Origin of the sequence: Phycicoccus sp. HDW14 (assembly GCF_011383005.1) — a bacterium.
Taxonomy (GTDB): Bacteria; Actinomycetota; Actinomycetes; order Actinomycetales; family Dermatophilaceae; genus Phycicoccus.
The window spans coordinates 2,541,027-2,559,263 of record NZ_CP049935.1 but is presented as its reverse complement, the minus strand read 5'-3'; the positions used below and the strand labels follow the sequence as shown (position 1 = coordinate 2,559,263).

14 protein-coding genes, 1 tRNA gene and 2 pseudogenes are annotated in these 18,237 nt (G+C 73.3%); 7 read left to right on the top strand and 10 right to left on the bottom strand.

From position 1 onward, the window contains the following. The first annotated feature begins 1 nt into the window (after window position 1). From G7075_RS12465 to G7075_RS12440, 6 genes and pseudogenes are all read left to right on the top strand, one after another. Complete coding sequence (locus tag G7075_RS12465; RefSeq protein WP_166122213.1) at window positions 2–1,384, top strand: UTP--glucose-1-phosphate uridylyltransferase; 1,383 nt, start codon at window positions 2–4, stop codon at window positions 1,382–1,384. Next, window positions 1,384–2,604 (top strand): gephyrin-like molybdotransferase Glp, encoded by a 1,221-nt coding sequence (gene glp / locus G7075_RS12460; RefSeq protein WP_166122211.1) that lies wholly within the window; start codon window positions 1,384–1,386, stop codon window positions 2,602–2,604. Before G7075_RS12465 ends, glp begins: the two co-directional genes overlap by 1 nt. Then, window positions 2,597–3,091, top strand: coding sequence for a cyclic pyranopterin monophosphate synthase MoaC (gene moaC, locus G7075_RS12455; RefSeq protein ID WP_256378026.1), 495 nt, complete (start codon window positions 2,597–2,599; stop codon window positions 3,089–3,091). Before glp ends, moaC begins: the two co-directional genes overlap by 8 nt. Further along, window positions 3,088–3,540: pseudogene (locus G7075_RS12450) on the top strand (molybdenum cofactor biosynthesis protein B); the annotation flags it as partial. The gene moaC and the pseudogene G7075_RS12450, both read left to right, overlap by 4 nt. A 43-nt stretch (window positions 3,541–3,583) precedes the next feature. After that, the gene (locus G7075_RS12445) at window positions 3,584–4,315 is read left to right on the top strand and encodes a GNAT family N-acetyltransferase (RefSeq protein WP_166122209.1); all 732 of its coding nucleotides are present in this window, start codon (window positions 3,584–3,586) and stop codon (window positions 4,313–4,315) included. Window positions 4,316–4,612: 297 nt separating this feature from the next. Then, entirely contained in the window at window positions 4,613–5,323 is a 711-nt protein-coding gene (locus G7075_RS12440; protein WP_166122207.1) for a hypothetical protein, read from the top strand. 128 nt (window positions 5,324–5,451) lie between these two features. Here the strand turns inward: G7075_RS12440 and G7075_RS12435 are convergent, their stop codons facing one another. Continuing rightward, a complete protein-coding gene (locus G7075_RS12435; RefSeq protein ID WP_166122205.1) occupies window positions 5,452–6,735 on the bottom strand; it encodes an AI-2E family transporter in 1,284 nt (427 codons plus the stop codon). Between the two features lie 161 nt (window positions 6,736–6,896). Here G7075_RS12435 and G7075_RS12430 point away from each other — a divergent pair. Beyond that, window positions 6,897–6,969: transfer RNA gene (locus tag G7075_RS12430), tRNA-Ala, on the top strand. Between the two features lie 72 nt (window positions 6,970–7,041). On the opposite strand, the gene G7075_RS12425 is transcribed toward G7075_RS12430, so the two are convergent. From G7075_RS12425 to G7075_RS12400, 9 genes and pseudogenes are all read right to left on the bottom strand, one after another. Then, a complete protein-coding gene (locus tag G7075_RS12425) occupies window positions 7,042–8,112 on the bottom strand; it encodes a tyrosine-type recombinase/integrase (RefSeq protein ID WP_166122202.1) in 1,071 nt (356 codons plus the stop codon). Then, entirely contained in the window at window positions 8,109–8,324 is a 216-nt protein-coding gene (locus tag G7075_RS12420) for an AlpA family transcriptional regulator (RefSeq protein WP_166122200.1), read from the bottom strand. Before G7075_RS12420 ends, G7075_RS12425 begins: the two co-directional genes overlap by 4 nt. Next, the gene (locus tag G7075_RS12415) at window positions 8,324–9,241 is read right to left on the bottom strand and encodes a replication initiator (protein WP_166122198.1); all 918 of its coding nucleotides are present in this window, start codon (window positions 9,239–9,241) and stop codon (window positions 8,324–8,326) included. Before G7075_RS12415 ends, G7075_RS12420 begins: the two co-directional genes overlap by 1 nt. Then, window positions 9,169–9,546: a replication initiator gene (locus G7075_RS22855; RefSeq protein ID WP_371814066.1), complete on the bottom strand. Its 378-nt coding sequence runs from the start codon at window positions 9,544–9,546 to the stop codon at window positions 9,169–9,171. Before G7075_RS22855 ends, G7075_RS12415 begins: the two co-directional genes overlap by 73 nt. A 767-nt stretch (window positions 9,547–10,313) precedes the next feature. Next, the gene (locus G7075_RS12410; RefSeq protein WP_240918049.1) at window positions 10,314–11,435 is read right to left on the bottom strand and encodes an MFS transporter; all 1,122 of its coding nucleotides are present in this window, start codon (window positions 11,433–11,435) and stop codon (window positions 10,314–10,316) included. Between the two features lie 451 nt (window positions 11,436–11,886). Continuing rightward, complete coding sequence (locus tag G7075_RS21265; protein ID WP_240917584.1) at window positions 11,887–12,237, bottom strand: hypothetical protein; 351 nt, start codon at window positions 12,235–12,237, stop codon at window positions 11,887–11,889. Next, window positions 12,237–13,685: an IS481 family transposase gene (locus tag G7075_RS12405; RefSeq protein WP_240917583.1), complete on the bottom strand. Its 1,449-nt coding sequence runs from the start codon at window positions 13,683–13,685 to the stop codon at window positions 12,237–12,239. The genes G7075_RS21265 and G7075_RS12405 overlap by 1 nt, the downstream gene beginning before the upstream one ends. A 1,016-nt stretch (window positions 13,686–14,701) precedes the next feature. Then, on the bottom strand, window positions 14,702–15,349 hold the full coding sequence (locus G7075_RS21260) for a DEAD/DEAH box helicase (RefSeq protein ID WP_240918048.1): 648 nt from the start codon (window positions 15,347–15,349) through the stop codon (window positions 14,702–14,704). A 158-nt stretch (window positions 15,350–15,507) separates the two neighbouring features. After that, a pseudogene (locus tag G7075_RS12400) lies at window positions 15,508–18,201 on the bottom strand (TM0106 family RecB-like putative nuclease); the annotation flags it as partial. Window positions 18,202–18,237 lie beyond the last annotated feature (36 nt).

Genomic DNA, 18,237 nt, shown 5'->3' with positions numbered 1-18,237 from the left:
CATGACGAGCGACGCCCTGCGTGCGGCCACGGACCGGATGCGGGAGGCCGGCGTCGACGACCTCGCCATCCGCGTCTTCGCGCACTTCCACGACCAGCTCGCGGCCGACGTCACCGGCACCATCCCCGAGGACACCGTCGAGCCGCTCACCGACCCGCCCTCCCTCGACGACGTGCGACCGCCGGAGGACGCCGTGCGCGAGGCCCTCGGCCGGACCGTCGTCGTCAAGCTCAACGGCGGCCTCGGCACGAGCATGGGCGTACAGGGCCCGAAGTCGGCGCTCGAGGTCCGCGAGGGACGCACCTTCCTCGACGTCATCGCCGAGCAGGTCCTCGCGCTGCGCGCCGAGCACGACGTCGCCGTGCCGCTGCTGCTCATGGACTCCTTCCGCACCCGCGACGCCTCGCTCGCGATCCTCGGCCGCCATCCCGGCATCGAGCTCGACGGCCTGCCGCTGGACTTCCTGCAGAGCAAGGAGCCGAAGCTGCGCGCCGACGACCTCTTCCCCGTCGAGCACCCCGCCGACCCCGAGCTCGAGTGGTGCCCGCCGGGGCACGGCGACGTCTACGTCGCGCTGCGCACGACCGGGCTGCTCGACGCGCTGCGCGAGCGCGGGTACCGGTACCTCTTCCTCTCCAACGCCGACAACCTCGGGGCGACCTGCGACGGCGCGGTCCCTGCGTGGATGGCCGCCGAGGGCATCCCGTACGTCGCCGAGGTCAGCGCCCGCACCGTCAACGACCGCAAGGGCGGCCAGCTCGTCGTGCGCCGCTCCGACGGCCGGCTCGTGCTGCGCGACTCGGCGATGGTCGTGCCCGGCGAGGAGGGGCACTTCCAGGACCTCGAGCGGCACCGGTGGTTCCACACGAACAACCTCTGGGTCGACCTCGACGTGCTCGCCGCGCGGCTCGACGAGCACGACGGCGTCCTCGGGCTGCCGATCATCGTCAACCGCAAGACCGTCGACCCCGTCGACCCCGACTCCACCCCGGTCGTCCAGATCGAGTCGGCGATGGGGGCCGCCGTCGAGCTCTTCGACGGCGCCCGGGCGATCGCGGTGCCGCGCAGCCGCTTCCGCCCGGTCAAGACCACCAACGAGCTGCTCCTCCTGCGCAGCGACCTCTACCGGGTCACCGACGACGGGCGGGTCGAGGCCACGACCGACCGGCCCGAGCCGTACGTCGACCTCGGACCGGAGTACCGGCTGCTCGACGGCTTCGAGGCCCGGTTCCCGCACGGCGCACCGTCGTTGCGCGACTGCACGAGCCTGCGCGTCGAGGCCGACGTCACCTTCGGCGCCGACGTCGTGTGTGTCGGCGACGTGCACCTGACGGGGGAGCCACGCACCCTCCCCGACGGCACGCGGCTGGAGGATGGGTCCTGATGCGCACCGTCGACGAGCACCGGGCGGCCGTCCTCGCCCTCGTGGGTCCCCTTCCCTCGGAACGAATCCCGGTCGGCGAGGCCCTGGGCCGGGTGCTCGCCGACGACGTCACCGCCGTCGTCGACCTGCCCGGCTTCGACAACTCGGCGATGGACGGGTACGCGGTGCGGGCCGCCGACCTGGCCGGCGCGAGCGACGAGGCGCCGGTGGTCCTGCCGGTCGACGGCGACGTCGCCGCCGGCGACACGACGCGCCACGTCCTGGCCCCGGGCCACACGCTGCGGATCATGACCGGCGCACCGCTGCCCGACGGCTGCGACGCCGTCGTCCCCGTCGAGCACACCGACGGCGGGGCCGAGCAGGTGGCCGTCCGGGTCGCCCCCGACGTCGGTGCCCACCTGCGCCACCGCGGCGACGACGTGCGCGCCGGCACCGTCGTCATCGCCGCCGGCACGCGGGTGGGGCCCGGTCACGTGGGTCTCGCGGCGGCGTCGAACGTCGCCGAGCTCGTCGTGCACAGGCGTCCGCGGGTCACCGTCGTCTCCACCGGCGACGAGCTGGTCCCGGTCGGCTCGACCCTCGAGCACGGCCAGATCGTCGACAGCAACCACCTCATGCTCCGCGCGCTCGTCGAGGCCGCGGGGGCCGAGGTCGCGGCCGGGGTGCACCTGCGCGACGACGCCGACGTCGTGCGCGCCTTCCTCGCCGCCCCCGACGGCGACCCCGACCTCGTCATCACGAGCGGTGGCGTCTCGATGGGCGTCTACGACACCGTCAAGGAGGTGCTCACGGCCGACGGCGGCGTCGAGTTCGTCAAGGTCGCGATGCGCCCGGGGATGCCCCAGGGCTGCGGGGCGGTCGGTGCCTCGCGGCTGCCTTTGGTGACCCTGCCGGGCAACCCGGTCAGCTCCTACGTCTCCTTCCACGTCTTCGTCCTCCCGGCCCTGCGCCGGATGGCCGGCCTCGACCCCGACGCCGACGGCCGCTTCGAGTCCGTGGCCGGAGCCTGGTGGCCGACCGCCCCCGGACGCACCGAGATGACCCGCGTCGTCGAGGAGGGCGGCACGGTCCGCCCGTCGGGCGGGCAGCGGTCGCACGTCCTCGGCGCCCTGGCCGGCGCGACCGCCCTCGCCGTGGTGCCGGCGGACGTCGCCGAGGTCGCACCGGGTGACAGCGTGCTCTGCCTCCCGCTCCTGGGGCATCATCGGGGCTGTGGCTGACCTCCCCGCCCCGGTGCCCGGGCTGACCCACGTCCGCGCCGACGGCACGGCCCACATGGTCGACGTCTCGGCCAAGGCCGTCACCGCGCGCCGGGCCGAGGCGCGCGGTCGCGTCCTGCTGTCGGAGGCCGCCGTCGCCGCGCTGCGCGACCGCACGGTGCCCAAGGGCGACGCGCTGGCCGTCGCCCGGATCGCCGGCATCCAGGCCGTCAAGCGCACCCCCGAGCTCGTGCCCCTCGCGCACCCCGTCGCCGTGCACGCCGTCGAGGTCGACCTCGAGGTCGCCGACGACGGCGTCGACCTGCGCGCCGAGGTGCGCACCGCCGACCGCACCGGCATCGAGATGGAGGCGCTGACCGCCGTCGCCGTCGGGGCCCTCGCGCTCGTCGACATGGTCAAGGCCGTCGACAAGCACGCCCGCATCACCGACGTCCGGGTCACCGCGAAGTCCGGTGGACGCTCGGGCGACTGGGTGGAGGAGGGATGAGCACCGCCCCCGATCTCTCCGGGCGCCGGGCCGCGGTCGTCACCTGCTCGACCCGCGCGGCCGGGGGCGTCTACCCCGACCGCGGTGGGGCACTCATCGTCGGGACGCTGCGCGGCTGGGGCTGCACGGTCGACGAGCCCGTCGTCGTGCCGGACGGGCCGGCCGTCGGCGAGGCCCTGGCCGCGGCGCTGGCCGCCGGTCCGGACCTGCTGCTCACCACCGGCGGCACCGGGCTGACGCCCACCGACGGGACGCCCGAGGCCACCCGTCCACTGCTCGAGCGCGAGGTCCCGGGTCTCGCCGAGGCGATCCGGGCGCGCGGCGTCGCGCAGGGCGTGCCCACCGCGGTGCTCTCGCGCGGCCTCGCCGGTCTCGCCGGTCGCACCCTCGTCGTCAACCTGCCGGGCTCCTCGGGCGGGGTCAAGGACGCCCTCGCGGTGCTCGCCGACGTGCTGCCGCACGCGCTCGACCAGGTGCGCGGGGTGACCACTGATGTGGCGCCGGTTCGTCGGCGGCGGCGCGCACCGGCCCGCCGAGGCCGAGACACCGCCCGGCTGGGTCTGGCCGCTGCACCTGACCGGCACGACGCCGGTCGGCACCGCCATCTCCCTGCGCCCGCTCACCGCCGCCGACGGCCCGACCTTCCAGTCCGTCCGCCGCGCCAACGCCGAGTGGCTCGAGCCGTGGGACGCCACCTCGCCCGAGCCGGACGCACCGGGGCGCACCTTCGACGACCTCGTCCACCAGTACGACGCCGAGGGGGCGGCCGCCCGGGCCCTGCCGCTGGCGGTGGAGTCGGGCGGCCGGCTGGTCGGCCAGGTGAACGTCGGCACCATCGTCCTGGGGTCGTTCCGCTCCTGCTACGCCGGCTACTGGGTGAGCCGCTCGCTCGCCGGGCAGATGGTCGTGCCCACCGGGGTCGCCCTCGTCGGGGACCACCTCTTCGGGCGGGTCGGCCTGCACCGCATGGAGATCAACATCCGGCCCGAGAACACCGCGAGCATCGCCGTCGTGCGCAAGCTCGGGTTCCGCTCCGAGGGGAGCCGGCCGCACTACCTGCACATCGACGGCGCGTGGCGCGACCACCTCTCGTTCGCGCTGACCGTCGAGGACCTCGCCGGCGAGACGATGCTCCACCGGCTGACCCGGATCACCGCCGAAGCACAGTCGTCACACGAGTCACTTGCGCGACACACCGACGCGGGTGCGGGACCCGGAAGCTGAGCACGCCTACCGTCGGACCGTGCGGTCCCCGTCGAGCCTGATCTTCCTCGTCCTCCTCGGGGTCTGGGCTGCCTATTTCGTGCAGTACTGGATCCGCCGGCGGGACCACCTGGCGACCGCTCGCTCGGTCGAGCAGTTCAGCGCCGCCATGCGTGTCCTCGAGCGCCGCGCCACGATCCCGCGCACGGACCTCTCCGACCCGGCCCCCGGTCGTGGTCCGTGCACCCGGCCCGCTCGGCCCGCCCGCAGGTCGTCGTCAAGCGTGCCGTCGCCGCCGAGGTGGGAGCTCCGCGAACCGTGTCCGTGCCCGTCGAGCGCCCCGCCGCGCGCCGCACCCCGGCCGCCCGCTCGGGGTCGGCCCGTCGGACGCGGGGACTGGTCCTGCTGACCACCCTCCTCGCGCTCGTGGTCACCGGGGCGCTCGCCGCGTTCTCCGTGCTCGTGCCCTGGGCCCCCGCCGTCGCGTTCGGTGCCCTCGTCCTCGCCCTCGCGTGGGTCCGCGCCGGCGTGCGCTCCGAGCGCTCGGCCGCGGCCGCCCGTCGCCGCCGCGCCCGCGAGGAGGCCCGTCGCCGGGCCAGCGCGCCCGCCGCCCCGTCGGTGCGTCGCCCCGTCGCCCGTCCGGCCGCCGCCGCGTCGTCCACCGTCGTCGCCGAGGTCACCGAGCCGGCCGTCGAGGAGCCCGTCGCGGCCACCGAGCCGGCCGCCCAGGCCCCTGTCGCGGTCGAGCCCGCCGAGGTCGTGGAGACCGTGGAGACCGTGGAGGTCGTTGCCGCGGCCCCGGTCGCTCCGGAGCCGGAGCCGGTCATCGAGTACGTCCACCTCGTCGACGAGGACGACATCCCGCTCACCTGGGAGCCGGTGCCCGTCCCGCGCCCGACCTACACGATGAAGGCCAAGGCCGAGCGGCCCGAGGTCGCCCCGGCCGCCGTCACGCCGGACCCGGTGCCCGTCGAGGGCCTGCGCTCGCGCGAGGACGACCTCGACGAGCGACGCGTCGCCGGCGCCTGAGCCGCCCGCGCTCCACCCGTCGCCGCATATCCCGACGACGCCCGTCGTACCCACCCGTGCCGGCTACCCCGCGGTACTCGTCGTGATCACGACGAGTACCGCGCCGTAGCCCGCGACGCGGCGCCGGCTCAGCCGCGCTCGGGGGCGTCCGGGACCTCGGGGACGATCGGGGAGTCGGGGGAGTCCTCGGCGGCGCTCTCGTGGGCGCGCGCCTCCTGCGCGGGGGAGAGGACCTCGTCGACGTCGGGTCCGTCGTCGTCCTCGCCCGGCGGGGCATCGTCCGGAGAGTCGAGCAGGTGGTGGCCGACGGCGTTGAGGACGGCGATGGTCGGCACCGCGATGAGGCCGCCGATGATGCCGGCGAGGATGAGGCCGGCGGCGATGGCGAGGATGACGGCCAGCGGGTGCAGGCGCATCGCCCGGCCGATGAGGAAGGGCTGCAGCAGGTGGCTCTCCATCTGCTGGACGCCGATGACGACGCCGAGCATGATGAGCGCCTTGACCGGCCCGAGCGCGACGAGGGCGAGCAGCACGGCGACACCGCCGGAGACCGCCGCGCCGACGATCGGGATGAAGGCGCCGAAGAAGACGAGCAGGGCGATGCCGGACGCGAACGGCACCCCGAGGATGGCCGCGCCGACGCCGATGCCGGTGGCGTCGACCGCCGCGACGAGCACGGTGGCCCGGGTGAACGCCGCGAGCTGGCCCCAGGCGATGAGGCCCGATGAGTGCACCTTCTCGCGGGCGCCGCGCGGGAAGAGGCGCACCGCCCAGGCCCAGATCGACGGGCCGTCGTAGAGGAAGAAGAAGAGGGAGAAGAGGGCGAGGAAGAACCCCGCGACGAGGTGCCCGGCGGTGAGCCCGGCGGCGGCGAGGGAGTCGGTGAGCCCGCCGGAGCTGAGGGCGTCGCGGGCCTTGCCGAGGTAGTCGGTGATCTGGGTGTCGGTGATGCCGAAGCTCGACTGGACCCACTGCCGGATCTGCTCGATGCCGTCGGTGACCTTGGTCGTGATGTCGCCCAGCTGGCTGGTCAGCTGCGAGCCGACGAACGAGAGCATCCCGACGACGACGCCGATGGTGCCGAGGACCGTGATGCCGGCCGCCGCACCGTTGGGCATGATCCGGGCCAGTCGGTCGTAGATGGGGTGCAGCAGGGCCGACAGCAGCAGCGCGACGAGGATCGGGATGACCACCTCGGACAGGAGGCTGGTCAGGTAGAGGACGGCGACGAGCGCGACGGCGATGACGATGAACCGCCAGGCCCACTCGCTCGCGGTGCGCACCCCGCGCGGCACCGACCACTCCGGCGGGCGGCGCGGGTCGTCCGCGGGGAGCGACTCGGGACCCGCCGCAGCCGGCACGTGGACGGGCCTCCCGGTGGGGCGGAGGGAGGCGGGCAGTCGCAGTCGCATGGCCCGACTCTAGGGGGTGGCGCCGACGCCGCAGCCCACGCGCCCGGCCGGGACCGGGCGGGTGACCTGCGCGGATGGGCGGGCGCCTCGGGCCGGGGCCCGGTGCCTCCCGGTCGGTTTCGGACGGGGGTCGCGCTGGTGTTATCGTTTCTCCCGCACTCGGGGCTGTGGCGCAGTTGGTAGCGCGTCTCGTTCGCAATGAGAAGGCCAGGGGTTCGAATCCCCTCAGCTCCACCCGATGGGAACCCCGTCCGACCTGCACGTTCGTGCCGGCCCGGGCGGGGTTCTCTCGTTGTCATTCACCGCTCACCCCCTTTCGTGCCCCCCTGGTGCCCCCGATGTCGCATTCAGGCGGTCCAGCCCCGCCAGGTCGGCTCCGGTGCCGAGGAAGTGGAGGTACCGGTTCGTCGTCGCGATCGACTCGTGACCCATCCACGCCTGGACCGTTCCCGGGTCGACCCCGCGGGCCAGCCAGAGGCACGCCGCCGTGTGCCGCAGGTCGTGGATCCTCCGGCCGTGACCGGTCGTCGACCACTGCACCGAGCGCAGGACCGAGGTGCGGTGCAGGCGGGCGCCGCCGGCCGAGGTGAACAGCAGCTCGCCCGGCTCCTTGCCCTCACTGAACCGGAGGACGATCGGCAGGACCCGGTCGGCCAGCGGCACCCGACGCGTCCTCCTGCCCTTCGTCGCCTTCACCGTCTGACCCTCCGGCTGGGATCGGCGCACGAGCAGGCCAGGAGTCGGCACCTGCATGACGTCCTCGACGCGCATCGCCCGCGCCTCCGCCCACCGCAACCCCGTCCAGCACAGCACGAGCAGAACGTCCGCCAGGTGCGGCGACCGCTCGGCCCACTGCGCGTGCACCACCTCGACCTCGGCCTCGGTGAACGGGTCCATCTCGTCGACCTCCCGAGACTGCTTCGGCACCCGGACACCGAGAACGGGATTGGTCAGGATGACCTTCTCGCGGACGCACCAGGCAAAGAACGACGACAGGCTCGCCCGGTAGCGGACCACCGAGCTCTCCGCCATCCCGGCGGCCAGCAGCTGCTCGAACGCCCGAGCCACCTCGCGGCCAGACACCGCAGAGGCGTGGACCGCCAGGAGGCTCGTCGGGCTCAACCTCAGCACGTCGAGGTCCGCCCGGTAGGTCTTGGCCGCAACCGTCGTCCGTCGCACCGCCAGCCAGCGGTGCATTAAGGATCGAACCCGCTCCCGGCCCGCGCGAGGGTCGACCCCGCCGTCCAGAGCAGCGCGCTCGCGCGACAACCACGCCCTGGCCTCGCGCTGCGTGTCGAACACCCGGCTCGCGACGTCGACCCGCCCACTCTTCAGCTTCGCCCGGAACCGACCGTTCGGAAGCTTCCGAACACTCACGCCGCGACCCTCGACAGCCACGCCTCGACGTCCTGACGTCGATAGCGCGGACATGATGGGGCAAGCCACACCACCCGCGGACCATGGCCGGTCTGCCGCCAGCGACACAGCGTCGAGGGCGACACGCGCAGGGCCCGAGCCACCTCCGCCGACGTCAGCAGACGTTGCAGCACCTCCGTGCCGGCGCCAGCCACCTGAGTCTGTTGGGCCATCACCCGTTCCTCTCTCGAACGTCCTTCACGATGTTGGACCGATGCCGTTCCGCCCGCCATTGGTCGTACTCGCGCGCGCGGGCGGCGGCGGCCAGGGCGAGTGCTTCTTCGGCGGCGTCGCGCCAGCCGGTGCCGAGGTAGGTCCACGAACCGATGACGACGGTGGTCTCGTCCTCGTCGTCAGCCAGGAGCCGGCGCTCGAGGTCGCGGGTGTCGATCGGCTCCCCGGTCCGGCGTGACTCGGCCATGACCCGCTGCCAGCGCACCCGCGCTCGGCGCAGGGCCCCGAGGGTGACGGAGTAGCGGCGGGACTTGGTCCCGAAGTGGCCACGGAAGCCGAGCATGTGCACCCACCGGCTCATCCGCTGGTAGTCGTGGTCCTCGCCGTGATGTCGCGCGGCGCGCTCGGCCAGCTCGACGCAGGCGGCACGGAATGCGACGATGTGCGGGCGCTGCTGGCCCTCACCGTGCAGGCCGGAGACGTCCTTGGTGGCGTACTTCGCGAGGTAGCCGGCCACCTGTCCAGGGGTGAGGGCGGCGCTGGGGTTGTCGACGCGATGTCCGGCGGTGACCACACGCACGTCGAGCTGGGCACCCCAGGCCAGGACGCGAGGGCTGTCCTGGTCGTCGACCGGTTCGGCGAGGACCGTCACGCCGGGCGCGGTCTGGCGCACCACTGTGGCCAGGGTCGGACCGTCGAGGGCGGCCGGGGCGGGTACTGCGATGCCTGCGGCGGCGGGTCCGTCGATGCGGATCAGGGCGTGGAAGTGGACCAGGCCGCGGTCTTGATACTCCGCGACCTTGGCGTACTGGATCGAGGCGTGCTCGCCCAGAGCGGACTCCGTCACCCCGAGGTATCCGGCGACGGCTCGACGGAGGGCGATGGTCGTGCGCCGCCACAGTTCGGGGCGTGCCACTGCCAGATGACCGCCGACGCGGTGTCGTAGCAGTCCGGGCACAAGGGGGCACCCGAACGCGCGTCGCCCGGCTCGTGGATCGTGGTGCACCACTGAGGGCGTCCGTGTGGGCAGCGGGTTCGGTCGTCCCGACGTCGCGGGCGGCAGGGCCTTCCGCCGCGGTGGCCGTGCACGAGTCCGAACGAGGGCGCGGTGAAGGTGGCGAAGAGCAGCGGGTTGTCCGCGACCTGCTCGGGACGGTCTTGCCGCCGGCGGCTCCGGCGCGGATGAGGGCGAAGGTGTCGCGGGCGTAGGTGCGCGAGCACGCCGGGCAGACGTGGGCTCGGCGGTTGCCGCACGGGCGGTACAGCACCCCCAAAGGGGCGTCGGCCGAGCGGAACGTCGAGAGCACCTCACCCGTCCGCGCGTCGACGGTCGTTGAGGAGCCGGCCAGCCGGATGGGGCGGGCGCAGTTGTGCACCGCGGTCATCGTCTCGAGCAAGGCGTCATTGGTGCCGTCCCGGAAGCGAGCCACGAGCCCGGACAGATCCAACCCCGCGGCGAGATCCAGCGGCGCGTCCTGACCGAAGCCACCGAATTCCGAACGCCCACGCGAGTCGGCAGGGTATGTCACGGGTGGCCACCCCTTCCCGAGGGTGTGCCGGGTGACTAGTGCGACCCCGTCACCCGGCACACCCGGTCCAGGGCGGCCAGGTCGCCGATACGTCTCTAGGCCCCTGGGGGTCGCTCAGGAGACGAAGCAGCAGGCGCGATAGGAACCATGTGCGGCGTTGATCCACTGGCCACTGGCCAGGCCGGGGGAGCCGATCCCCGAGCGATGCCATCGAGTGCGTGTGTACCTGCGTGCTCCAGCCAATGTGACGCGCGGCCGAACCTTCGTTCAAGGAGAAGCCGATCTCACCTGCCCGGAATCGGGTCCTTCGCAGGGAAGGAAGGGCCGCGTTGAAAGTTCGCACATCCGGATGAGTGCCAGTTTCCGCGCCATCCGAGTGATGGCGCGGTTGTTCGGAGCCCCGCACCCATCTTTTGCGATGTGAGTCCGATATTGCGATGTGACTCCGATTGGATCGAGTTAGTCGGGTCGCGCTTCGGGGGCCTGCACAGCCAGGAGCCGGGGTCGCACCCGGAACAGGCCGCTGACCAAGATTCCGATGGCGCTCACCCAGAGGGCGTGGCGCAGGCCGAGCCCGTCGGCGAGCAGCCCGCCCAGGGCGGCGCCGACTGGTCGGACGCCATAATTGACCGTGCGGTAAGCACCTGCCACTCGAGAGCGCAGCTCATCGGGGACCTCTTGGGCAAACACGGCGCCGAGACCGATGTCGAGCCAGATGACAAACACCGCGGACAGTGCCTCGCCGGCGGCGACCCACGCCGCGCCCTCAAGCCCGGTGCCGGTGGCGAGCGGGTAGAGGAATCCGGCGGCGGGGAACGCGATCGATGCGAGGACAATCGCGCGGCCGAGCCCGAGGAGCTGCTGCACCCGGGCAAAGGTGGTCGCTCCGATGAGGCCGCCCACGGCGCCGACCGCGAAGGAAAAGCCGATGAGGCTCGCGCTCATGCGAAGCGTCTGGCTGGCGTAGACCACGAGCATCGCGTTGGCGACGAACGCGAACAGGTTCATCGCGCCGGACGTCAGGAGCATGGTCCTGACGACAGGATGCCGCCAGATCCACGCCAATCCGTCGCCCAGGTGGAGTGCTGAGCTCCGTCTCGGAGCAGGCGGAGCTTCATGGACCCGGACGCGCGCCAGCTGCATCGCGCTGACCACAAAGCTGAGGCCGTTGATTGCCAGAGCGACCGGCGCCGTCAGCGCGCTGACGACGACTCCGCCCAACGACAGTCCACCGATCTCCGCGCCAGCCCGGCTGACGTTGAGCAGCCCCATCGCGGGGATGAACTCGGCTGGCCTCACCAGGGCCACGACGAAGGCGTTGTAGGCCACGAAGAACACGACGTCGCACGCGCCGACGACGAACGCAACGACAAAAAGGTGCGGCAGCGAGAGCCCATCAGCGAAGTACGCGAGGGGAAGGCTGAGGACCGCGACCGCGCGCGCCACGTCGGCACCCAGCATGACCCGACGCCTACTGCCGGACCGATCCACCAACCCGCCAGCAACTAACGCGAACAGCACGTTGGGCACGAGCGCGACTGCGGTGAGCCAACCCACCTGAGCCGGCGTCGCATCCAGCACGTACAACGCGGTTAGGGGATGGCGATCGCCGCGACCTGGTCGCCGACCAAAGACGCCGTCTGGCCCACGAAGAACCGCCGGAAGGGCTCCTGCTCCAGCAGGCCCGGGAACACCACGGCCACGACCCCCTCATCCGTCTCCGTCAGATTGCCATACAGACGGGCCGTCCACCCGCATGGGATCCGACCAGCGCATTACCAGGACACGAGTCTGGGCGCGATGTCCTGTTCGCGGTCGCGGCGCGAGGGACGTCACGCGCACGGGGCGGCAAGGCTCCGTCGCGGCTCGGCGCGGTCGTGGGGTGTTGGGCGGAACGTCCGCTCAATCCGCTTGCGCGGGTGCATCGACTGGGGTTCGAGACTCTTGCGGATCGCGGGACGAGTCGCCAGTGCTCTGTGATCCGACAGGTGATGCGCGACGTTTCTCCGCCACCTGATGTGCGACAGGTGGCCTAGGAAACTGAGGGGACCGTCCGTGGCCGGTCGACCTTGATGTTACGCACGGGCGTGGTGGTGGTCCGGGCCACGACGCGGGTCTCGTCGTCGACCTCGATGGCCAGGGTGGTCTCGGCTACGTGGATCGTGACGGTCTGGTGGGCGTGGGTGCGGCCGAGGGCGATCTTCTGTCCGCAGACCATGACGATGCCGCTGTTGGAGGCGCGGCGCTGGACGGTGACCGGCTCGCGGGAGGGCCGCAGCGGCGGGCCCGCGGGGCGCACGGCCCGCAGCCGGAGCCACTGCTCTCGCGGGACCGGGTTCGGTCGGGTGCGCAGCAGCTCGCGGGTCTCGAGGTCGAAGAACATCAGGGTGTGCTCCTCGAGGCGGATCCCGACCTGGCGGCCGGCGAGGATCTCCGCAGCGAGGACGACGTGCCCGCCGAGGCTGACGGTGCCGCTGCGGGCCACGGCCCGTTCGACCTCCACGATTCCGGCCGCGACCCCGGCAGTGGCGGGGAGGGGCTGGTCCCGGCCGGGACGGCGCCTTCAGCCAGCAGCGCGGCCAGGTCGGTCACGGACAGGTGGGAGCGCACGGTCTTGACGCGGGTGCCCCCGACGGTGAGGTGGACCAGGTCGCAGTCGATCCAGAACCGCACCCGCTGCCCGGCGCGGGCGGGTCCGAGCCAGAACTGCTGCCCGCGGATGGCGAGGTTGCCCGAGGCCCCGACGACCCGCTCCAGCTCGACCGGCCCACCCGGGACCGGGGCCGGCGCCGCGGCCGGCACAGGCTCAGCGTCATCGGACTTCTCGGACGGGATGGGGTGCAGCGTCGCCGGCAGCCACAGCGGCAGCAGCGCCTGCTGCTCGCCGGGCACGGGCGCGAACCGCTCGGCCGGGGTCACCGGGACCTTCACGTCCAGGGCTTGGTGGGGCCGGTCGGTGTTGTACCCGGCGACCCACGCATCGACCGCGGCCTGCGCGGCCTCCAGGGACTCGAATGGCTCGCAGGTGTCGAGGAAGTCGGGGCGGAAGGTGCCGTGGAAGCGTTCGACCTTGCCGTTCTGGTTCGGTGAGGACGGCGCGGTCAACCGGTGCCGGATCCCGTTGCGGCGGCAGATTTTGTCGAACAGCACCTCCCCGCCCTTGCCGAACCGGTCGGTGAACTGCTTGCCGTTGTCGGTGATCACCTCCTCGGGCACCCCGAACCGGGCCAGGGCTTGGGCGAAGGCCAGGCACACCGCCCGCCCCGTGGCCCGCTCCACCACCTGCGCGATCACGCAGTACCGCGAGTGGTCATCCACCCCGGTGACCAGCTTCGCCTCACGCACCTCCCCAGTGACCGTGTCGACCAGCTCGATCCCGCCAACGATGTCGATGCCCCACAGCTGCATCGGCCCCGGCCGCTCGAAACGGATGTACGCGCTCCGCGGCTTCTTCCGCGGCCTCGCCCGCAGCAGACCCTGCCGGATCAGGGCCCGGTCGATCGTGCGCTCCGAAGGCACCGCCACGCCCTCGACCGGGCGCCGCAGCATCTCCAACCGGATCCGGCGCGAGCCCCACCGCGGATGCTTCCTGCGCATCTCAGCCACCGCGGCCTCGACCTCCGCCGGGACCTGGTGCGGGCACCCCTTCGGGCGATGGGACCGGTCCGCCAACCCCGCGAGCTGACCCACCAGATACCGGCCCACCCACCGGTGCACCGTCGACCGATGCACCCCGTACCGCAACGCGACCTCGATCACGTCCGCCCCGGCCAGCACCTCCCGGACCGCGTCCAACCGCTGCTCGACGACAGACAAGACAACCAGAGCCAATCCCGGCCTCCTCAGGTCGCGACGCTCCCACGGAGAACGTCACCGCCCAAGGTGCCGAACACGACCCCTGTCGCACATCAGCTGACGGATACCTGTCGCACATCACCCGACGGAGGACAGAGTCGCCAGTGCTCGGCCCGGGAGGACTTTCTGTACTGGCTCAAGGCGGCGCTCCGCGCCGCGGCGCAGCTCGGCGGCGGGGCCCGCGACAGGGACCCCCGCGCTGCGGGCGCTTCGCGCCCTCCGCGCACCCCCGTCGCACCCCACCCCCTCGTCGCGCCAAACTTCGAACGTGCCGGCTGAGCTCGCAGAGACGTCCTCACCTCCCGCGGCGCCGACCCGACGCAGAGCATCCGCCCGACTCCGGACCGCATCAAGGGCGGCTGCGCCGTCGCTCCGCGATGACCTTCGGCCACCCTTGACCCGGTCACTCCGCCGGGCTGCTGTGCTCCGCTACGGGCCGGTGCCACTCCCTGCCGAACCCGTGCCCCCCCGATGCCCCCCGGGTTCGGCGCCGGCCCCCTCTCGGGCAACCGCTGCAACGGGGAAGCACCTATCGCGAAAGGCCCACTACGGCACGGATCGCCTTCGCAATGAGAAGGCCAGGGGTTCGAATCCCCTCAGCTCCACCGATAGACAGAGGGCCCGGCACGCTTTTCGCCGGGCCCTCTGTCTATCGGTCGTGGTGAGACGGGCGGGGATTCGGGAGGAGCCTCCGGCGCGGAGCGCCTCCGCGCGACGGGTCCCCTCAGCTCCACCGACAGACAGAGGGCCCGGCACGCTGGTCGCCGGGCCCTTCGTCATGCACAGGCCCGCCCGTGGGGGGCCCCGTGGCGCGGGAACGGGGGTGCTCACCACGCTTGTCACGCCACGGGCTCCACCACGAGTCACACCGTCTGGCGACCCCACCCGCTGGGGTCCCGGGTCCTGTGCCACCGGCCCCACCCCGGGCACACCACGGGCCGGATCGCGGTGCGGGACGTCCTCGTGCAGCTCGCTGCCGCGGCCCGGCCGCCTCAGCCGACCGGGTGTGGCTCGCCGACCCGCTCGGTGGTGACGGCGCCCTCGCACAGGCGGAGGAACGCGCCGAGGGCCACGAGCTCCTCGGGGGAGCGCGGCGAGAAGTCGGTGAGCACCTCGGAGCGCACGACGAACGCCGAGTGCTGCCCCCGCGAGATGCCGACGTTGAGCCGGTGCCGGTCGAGAAGGAAGCCCATGCCGCGCGAGACGTCGGAGTGCGACGAGGCGGCCATCGACAGGATGGCGACCGCAGCCTCCTGCCCCTGGAACCTGTCGACCGTCCCGACCGCGACGTCGGGCAGCCCGGCATCGTCGAGCACCCGGCGCAGCAGACCGACCTGCGCGTTGTACGGCGTGATGACGATGACGTCACGCTCCTCGAGCGCCCGCGGGCCGGCCGGTGACCCGTCCGCACCCCGCTCGCTCGGGTCGGACCACGAGCGACCCAGCAGGTCGCGGACGAGCCCGAGGACCACCTCGGCCTCCTCGGGCGAGTGCGTCGAGTTGTCGCGGTGCTCGACGAGCCGGACGTGCAGCCCCGGCTCGACCCCCTCGAGGGTGCGCGCGGCGGTGACCGCCTCCTGCGCGTGCAGCCGCCCGTCGTAGGCCAGCTGCGAGACCGGCTCGGTGAGCGCGGGGTGCATCCGCCAGGTGGTGGCGAGGAAGTACCCGAGCTCGGGGGCAGCACGGACTCGTCACGCGCCAGCCAGGCGAGGGCGGCGCGGTCGATGGGCTCGGCGTGGATGCCCGTGGTCACCTGCGGCAGCTGCTGGGGGTCGCCGAGCAGCAGCAGCCGCCGGGCGGCCACCGAGACGGCCAGGGTCTTGGCGAGGGAGAACTGGCCCGCCTCGTCGACGACGAGCAGGTCGAGCTCGCCCCGCGCCACGCGCCCCGGGTTGGTGAGGTCCCAGGCCGTGCCGCCGATGACGTACCCGCGCCCGGCCGCCCGGTGCCCCTCGGCGAACCCGGCCAGCTCGTCGGCCTTGGCCAGCGGGGTCCACGCCGGGTCGGAGGTGGCCCGCGCCACCTTGCCGACCTGCTCGCCGGCGACGTCGGTGGACGTGACGATCTTGGTCAGGACGTTCTCGACGGCGGCGTGGCTCTGGGCGCAGACGCCGACCGCCCACCCGGCGGCCACGAGCCGGGCGACGACGTGCGCCCCGACGTGCGTCTTGCCGGTGCCGGGCGGCCCCTGCACCGCGACGTAGGAGTCGTCCATCCCGGTGAGCGCCGCCGTGATGGCGTCGACGTACCCGTCGGGCCCCGCGCCGACCGGCGGCAGGCCCGCCCCTCCCCGCAGCCGCGGAGGGCAGCGCAGGAGGACGTCGGTGCCGGCGCCCACCGGCACCCGACCGGTGTCGCGCACCGCTTCGGCGACCTCGGCGAGGGCGCGGTCGATGGGTGCCGAGCTGACGTTGTCGTTGGGGACGAGCGCGACCGGCACGTCGACGTGCGCTTCGCCGTCCTTGGGCTGCAGCTCCTCGACGAGCAGGTCCTGGTGCAGCCGGCCGTTCTCCGCCAGCCGGTCCGCGACCTCGTGGACCGTGACCGTCGCCGTGCTGCGCGCGTTGGCGTGCAGCCGTTCGGCGGTCATCCCCGCCGGCGGCGGTGCGCCGTAGACGGCCGACACGGCCGCCCCGACGCCGATGCCGTTCTGCCGCATCGGTTCACCGTGCAGCCGCAGCGTGCGGCGGGGCCGCTGCCTCGGCGTGGCCTGCCACCAGTCGCGGACCACCTCGGCCGACTCGACGAGGAAGACGCCCTCGGCGGACCGCCAGTCGCCGACCGGCAGCCGCAGCCGCTCGAAGTGCTCCTGCCACTTCGGCTTGTCCTCGCGTGCGTGGAACAGGACCGCCGACCCGACGAGCGCGACCGCGTGGTCGGCGTCGGTGCGCTCGGCGACCACGACGTCGGCGACCAGCGCCCGCACCGCCGCCTCGAGGTCGAGCGCGGCCTGCCGCTTCTCGCTGACGGCGACCTCGGACACCTCGTCGGGCGCCGGCAGCGTCCAGTGGTCGCCGAACAGCTCACGACGGCGGTCGAGCAGCCAGTCGCGCAGGCGGAGCGTCGAGAGGCAGTCGTCCTCGTTGTAGTGCGCGATCTCGGCGATGAGCGCGTCGGCCTCCGACTCTCGCCCCTCGTTGCGCGCGGCGGAGAACTGGTGGTAGACGACGATGCTCTCGGCGCCGCCCTGCACGTCGCCCTCGCGCGCCTCCATGTACAGCGGCTCGAGCTTCTTGATGGAGTACGACCGCTGCGAGACCCGGATGCCCGCGCGCACGACGGAGTAGAGGTCGACGAACACGCCCTCGCGCAGCAGCTGGTCGACCTCGTCCTCGTAGACCCCGTGCCGCGCCGCCATCCGCAGCATCGCCGCCGGCTCGTAGGGCGCGTAGTGGTAGACGTGCAGGTCGGGCCAGCGCCGCCGCCGCTCGGCGATGTGGTCGACGAAGTCGATGAGCGCCTGCCGCTCCTCCCGACGGTCGTGCGCCCAGAAGGCGCGGAACCGCGGTGTGCCGGAGTCGGTCTCGACCATCCCGAAGAGGTACTCCAGGCCCCACACCGACGAGCCGGGTTCCTGCCACAGCGGGTCGCCCTCGAAGTCGAAGAACACGTCCCCTGCGCTCGGCGGGGGCATCAGCTGCAGGGCCGCCGGGTCGACGACCTCGTGGCGCACGCGCCCGAGGGGGTCGGCGTCCTGCTGCTGCTGGAGCCGGGCCTGGGCCCGGAGCCGTTCGAGCATCGCGTCGCGCACGTCGGTGACCGGGCCGGTGGAGGCGGCCAGCTGCTCGAGGGTGGTGATGCCGGCGTCGAGCAGCCGCCGACGGGTGGGCCCCCGCATCCCGGCGACGAGCAGCAGGTCACGGGAGGCCTCGACCTCGGCCGCGCACACCGGGCACCGTCCGCAGGCCAGCCAGCGCGGGTCGCCCCACGCTGCCGCCGAGCCGTCGGCGAGGTGGTCGGCGAGCAGGGCCTCGAGCCGGTCGCGGCGGGACCGGTAGACGGGCAGCACGTCGGCGAGCGGGACGTCGCGCACCACGCCGTCGCCGAGGACGAGCCGGGCCACGGGCGCCACCGGCACCCCGGCCCCCTCGAGCAGCGCCGCGTAGGCCGCGACCTGCAGCAGGGCGGCGACGTTCTCGTGCCGGGCGAGCTTGGTGTCGCTGACGACCCAGCCCTCGGCGGAGCGCTCGAGGAAGTCGGCCCGCCCGACGAACCGGCCGTCGAAGAGGGTCGCCTGGGACAGCACCGCGGCGTCGCCGGCCAGCGCCTCGAGCGTGGCGGCCATCGCCTCGGCGAGCCCGGCCGGCGTGTACGCGGGGAGGGCAGCTGCCGGACGCCGCCGGGGTGCTCGCGCCCGAGGCGCCGCAGCTCGGCGTTCTCGTGCTGGTCGCCGAGCGCGGAGACGCGGGCGAGCATCGGGTCGTCGGGGTCCTCGACGGAGGCGGCCAGCCCGCGGACGACGTCGAGCCGCCGCACGAGCGCGAACTCGCACAGCGACGCGGTGCGCAGGTCGGACGCGCTGATGACC

Bases quoted from the DNA above. Each gene is read 5' to 3' on its own strand.
- G7075_RS21260 (WP_240918048.1), bottom strand. From the start codon at position 15,349: ATGCACCCCGCGCTCACCGAGCCGGTCTCGCAGCTGGCCTACGACGGG.
- G7075_RS12435 (WP_166122205.1), bottom strand. From the start codon at position 6,735: ATGCGACTGCGACTGCCCGCCTCCCTCCGCCCCACCGGGAGGCCCGTC.
- G7075_RS12445 (WP_166122209.1), top strand. From the start codon at position 3,584: ATGTGGCGCCGGTTCGTCGGCGGCGGCGCGCACCGGCCCGCCGAGGCC.
- glp (WP_166122211.1), top strand. From the start codon at position 1,384: ATGCGCACCGTCGACGAGCACCGGGCGGCCGTCCTCGCCCTCGTGGGT.
- G7075_RS12420 (WP_166122200.1), bottom strand. From the start codon at position 8,324: ATGGCCCAACAGACTCAGGTGGCTGGCGCCGGCACGGAGGTGCTGCAA.
- G7075_RS12465 (WP_166122213.1), top strand. From the start codon at position 2: ATGACGAGCGACGCCCTGCGTGCGGCCACGGACCGGATGCGGGAGGCC.
- G7075_RS21265 (WP_240917584.1), bottom strand. From the start codon at position 12,237: ATGTTCTTCGACCTCGAGACCCGCGAGCTGCTGCGCACCCGACCGAAC.